This window comes from Thermosipho affectus, from assembly GCF_001990485.1.
Classification (GTDB): domain Bacteria; phylum Thermotogota; class Thermotogae; order Thermotogales; family Fervidobacteriaceae; genus Thermosipho; species Thermosipho affectus.
Genome location: NZ_LBFC01000026.1, coordinates 1 through 4,505, shown reverse-complemented (window position 1 = coordinate 4,505; position 4,505 = coordinate 1). Strand labels below are relative to the sequence as shown.

Below are 4,505 nucleotides of genomic sequence, written 5' to 3'. Positions count from 1 at the left end.
GCAAGGGGCGTACCCCTTACTACCATCGGCCCAAGGCGGCTTAACGGCCGGGTTCGGGATGGAACCGGGTGGTTCCCGCCTTGGTATCGTCACCCGGGAAACCTTTGGTCACTCAAAAATGCATAGGGTTCACGTAGAGGTGAAGGCCTCGGCCGATTAGTACCGGTTGGCTCCACGCATTACTGCGCTTCCACCACCAGCCTATCTAGGTCCTCTTCTCGAACCGGCCTTACTCCTTTTACAGGATGGGAGGTCTCATCTTGGGGCGTGTTTCCCGCTTAGATGCTTTCAGCGGTTATCACTTAGGAGCGTAGCTACCCGGCGTATGCCCTTGGCAGAACAGCCGGTACACCAGTGGCTCCCTCACCCAGGTCCTCTCGTACAATGGGCGAGCCCCCTCAAACCTCCTACGCCCGCAGCAGATAGGGACCGACCTGTCTCACGACGGTCTGAACCCAGCTCACGTACCCCTTTAATAGGCGAACAGCCTAACCCTTGGGACCTGCTTCAGCCCCAGGATGGGATGAGCCGACATCGAGGTGCCGATCCTTGCCGTCGATGTGAACTCTCGGGCAAGACTAGCCTGTTATCCCCGGGGTAACTTTTGTCCGTTGATCGACGACCCTTCCACTCGGAGTCGCCGGGTCACTAGGACCGGGTTTCCCCTCTGCTCGACCCGTCGGTCTCGCAGTCAGCCCAGCTTATGCCCTTGCACTCTACGGTGGATTTCCAACCCACCTGAGCCGAGCTTCGCGCGCCTCCGTTACCCTTTCGGAGGCGACCGCCCCAGTCAAACTACCCACCTGGCACTGTCCCTCGCTTGCTCTTCACAAACGCAGGTTAGAACTCCAGTACACCGAGGGTGGTATCCCACCAGCGGCTCCCCCGACCCTGGCGAGCCGGGTTCTTCGCCTCCCACCTATCCTGTACACAGTGCACCAAAGCCCAATACCAGGCTGCAGTAAAGCTCCACGGGGTCTTTCCGTCTAGCTGCGGGTACTGGGCATCTTCACCCAGATTGAAATTTCACCGGGCCCCCTGCCGAGACAGTGCCCCAGTCGTTACGCCATTCATGCAGGTCGGAACTTACCCGACAAGGAATTTCGCTACCTTAGGACCGTTATAGTTACGGCCGCCGTTTACCGGGGCTTCGGTTCGGGGCTCTCACCCCTCCCCTTAACCTTCCGGCACTGGGCAGGCGTCAGTCCCTATACTTCCTCTTACGAGTTCGCAGAGACCTGTGTTTTTGGTAAACAGTCGCCAGGGCCTTGCCTCTGCAACCGCCTCGGCCTCCCCCAGTTTCCAGGTCTCCCCTTCCCCTGGGTTCAACCTACCGCGGCACCCCTTCTCCCTAAGTTACGGGGTCAATTTGCCGAGTTCCTTGGCAAGGGTTATCCCGCTCCCCTTAGCTTTCTCAGCCCGCCTACCTGTGTCGGTTTGCGGAACGGGCACCCGCATACCAGTTAGCGAGGCTTTTCTCGGCAGTGTGGGATCAGCCCCGTCGGACCATACGGTCCTCCCCTTCACGGCTCAGCTCAGACAGCGGATTTCCCTACTGCCCTCTACGCCTAACCGCTTGGAAGGCCTTGCCACTTGACCTCGGAACTTACCCTCCTGCGTCCCCCCGCTACCTATCAGTATGCAGGTGGTACCGGAATATTAACCGGTTCCCCATCGGCTACCCCTCTCGGGTTCACCTTAGGCCCCGACTAACCCTGGGCGGACGAACCTTCCCCAGGTACCCTTAGGCTTCCGGGGGGAGAGATTCTCACTCTCCTCTCGTTTACTCATGCCTGGATTCTCTCTTCCGCCTCGTCCAGTGGCTCTCTCAAGTCCACCTTCTCCCTATCGCGGAACGCTCCCCTACCACCAGCATATACGCTGATCCGCGGCTTCGGGGGATGGCTTCAGCCCCGGTACATTTTCGGCGCTGTGCGTCTCGACCGGTGAGCTGTTACGCACTCTTTTAATGATGGCTGCTTCTAAGCCAACATCCCGGTTGTCTGGGACGCACAACTTCCTTCCACACTTAGCCATCTCTCCGGGCCCTTAGCCGTCGGTCTGGGTTGTTCCCCTCTCGTCTGTGGAGCTTATCCCCCACAGGCTCACTCCCAAGATTTGTGTGCAGGCATTCGTAGTTTGACAGGGGTTGGAGGTCACCCCCCTAGCCCTATCAGCGCCCTACCTCCTGCACAGACCTCTTGAGGCTGCACCTAAATGCATTTCGGGGAGAACCAGCTATCACCAGGTTCGGTTAGCTTTTCACTCCTACCCACAGCTCATCCGAGGATGTCTCACGATCCACCGGTCCGGGCCTCCAGTAGGTTTTACCCTACCTTCACCCTGGCCATGGGTAGCTCACCCGGCTTCGGGCCTGCCGCACCTGACTCCTCGCCCTATTCAGACTCGCTTTCGCTACGGCTCCACCTCTACCGGCTTAACCTCGCCAGGTACGACAACTCCCAGGCTCATTAATCAAAAGGCACGCCGTCACCCCTATACGGAGCTCCGACTTCTTGTAGGCACGCAGTTTCAGGTCTCTTTCACTCCCCTTCCGGGGTGCTTTTCACCTTTCCCTCACGGTACTGGATCCTCTATCGGTCGGCAGGGAGTATTTAGCCTTGGAGGGTGGTCCCCCCTGATTCCCACGGGATTCCTCGTGCCCCGTGGTACTCGGGATCAAGCCCCAGAGAGTCCTTACCCTTTCGCCTACGGGACTTTCACCCTCTCCGGTAGGCCTTCCCAGACCTTTCGGCTAGAGTAAGAATTTTTTACTCCCCGGCTCACGCCCGGACTTGTCCCACTACCCCGACGATCCCTCGCCGGTTTAGGCTCCTCCCCTTTCGATCGCCTCTACTCAGGGAATCTCGTTTGATTTCTCCTCCTCGGGGTACTGAGATGTTTCACTTCCCCCGGTTCGCCCCCTCTCGGGTGTGTAGCCTCACCAGCTACACAGGTTGCCCCATTCGGGTATCCCGGGATCTACGCTCGCTTGCAGCTCCCCCAGGCTTTTCGCAGCTTGCCACGCCCTTCTTCGCCTCCTGCCGCCTAGGCATCCACTGCGCGCCCTTATCACCTTCACCTCTACTTCCCCTATGCATTTTTCAATGACCANNTCTCCTTAGAAAGGAGGTGATCCAGGCGCACCTTCCGGTACACCTACCTTGTTACGACTTCGCCCCCCTCGCCAGCCTCGCCCTCAGTAGCCCCCCTCCTTCTCAGGTTGGAGTAACCACCTTCGGGCGCTGCCAACTCGGGTGGCGTGACGGGCGGTGTGTACAAACCCCGGGAACGTATTCACCGCGGCGTGGCTGATCCGCGATTACTAGCGATTCCGACTTCATGCAGGCGAGTTTCAGCCTGCAATCCGTACTGCGAGTGGGTTTCAGGGTTTCGCTCACCATCACTGGCTCGCATCCCGCTGTCCCACCCATTGTAGCGCGTGTGTCGCCCAGAGCATAAGGGGCACGAGTATCTGACGTCATCCCCTCCTTCCTCCGGCTCGTCGCCGGCAGTCCCCTTAGAGTCCCCGGCCTAACCGCTGGCAACTAAGGGCAGGGGTTGCGCTCGTTGCGGGACTTAACCCAACACCTCACGGCACGAGCTGACGACGACCGTGCACCACCTGTGCCGGCTCCCTCACCTCTCGGCAAGAGTCCCTCCCCTTTCGGGTCAGTACCACCAGCATGTCAAGCCCTGGTAAGGTTCTTGGCTTAGCGTCCAATTAAACCACACGCTCCACCGCTTGTGCGGGGTCCCGTCAATTCCTTTGAGTTTCACCCTTGCGGGCATACTCCCCAGGCGGCCCACTTATCGCGTTAGCTTCAGCACGGAGGAATCACTCCCCCACACCTAGTGGGCATCGTTTACGGCTAGGACTACCCGGGTATCTAATCCGGTTCGCTCCCCTAGCTTTCGGGCCTCAGCGTCAGGTACGGCCCAGGAGACCGGCTTCCCCACCGGCGTTCCTGCTGATATCTACGGATTTCACCCCTACACCAGCAGTTCCGTCTCCCTCTACCGCCCTCAAGTCGCGTGGTTTCCAGCGCAGTTCCACAGTTGAGCCGTGGCTTTTCACACCGGACTTCCACGACCGCCTACGCCCCCTTTACGCCCAGTAAATCCGGGTAACGCTCGCCCCCTACGTATTACCGCGGCTGCTGGCACGTAGTTAGCCGGGGCTTCCTAGTGGGATACCGTCATCGGTAAGACTTTCCACTCCTTACCTTATTCGTCTCCCACCACAGCGGTTTACACCCCGAAGGGCTCCTTCCCGCACGCGGCGTCGCTGGATCAGGCTTCCGCCCATTGTCCAATATCCCCCACTGCTGCCTCCCGTAGGAGTAGGACCCGTGTCTCAGTGCCCTTGTGGCCGGCCATCCTCTCAGACCGGCTATCCGTCGTAGGCTTGGTGAGCCTTTACCTCACCAACTACCTGATGGAACGCAGGCCCATCCCTCAGCAGAGCTTTACGCCCCTTTCTTCGCTAGTACCTCACCCTAGCA

The 4,505-nt window shown here is 59.4% G+C and carries 3 rRNA genes; all 3 read right to left on the bottom strand.

The annotated features are described in order from the left end of the window. Window positions 1–97: ribosomal RNA gene (gene rrf, locus XJ44_RS09115) — 5S ribosomal RNA — on the bottom strand; the annotation flags it as partial. A gap of 39 nt (window positions 98–136) precedes the next feature. Further along, window positions 137–3,083: ribosomal RNA gene (locus XJ44_RS09110) — 23S ribosomal RNA — on the bottom strand. A gap of 42 nt (window positions 3,084–3,125) precedes the next feature. Further along, a 16S ribosomal RNA gene (locus XJ44_RS09105) occupies window positions 3,126–4,505 on the bottom strand; the annotation flags it as partial.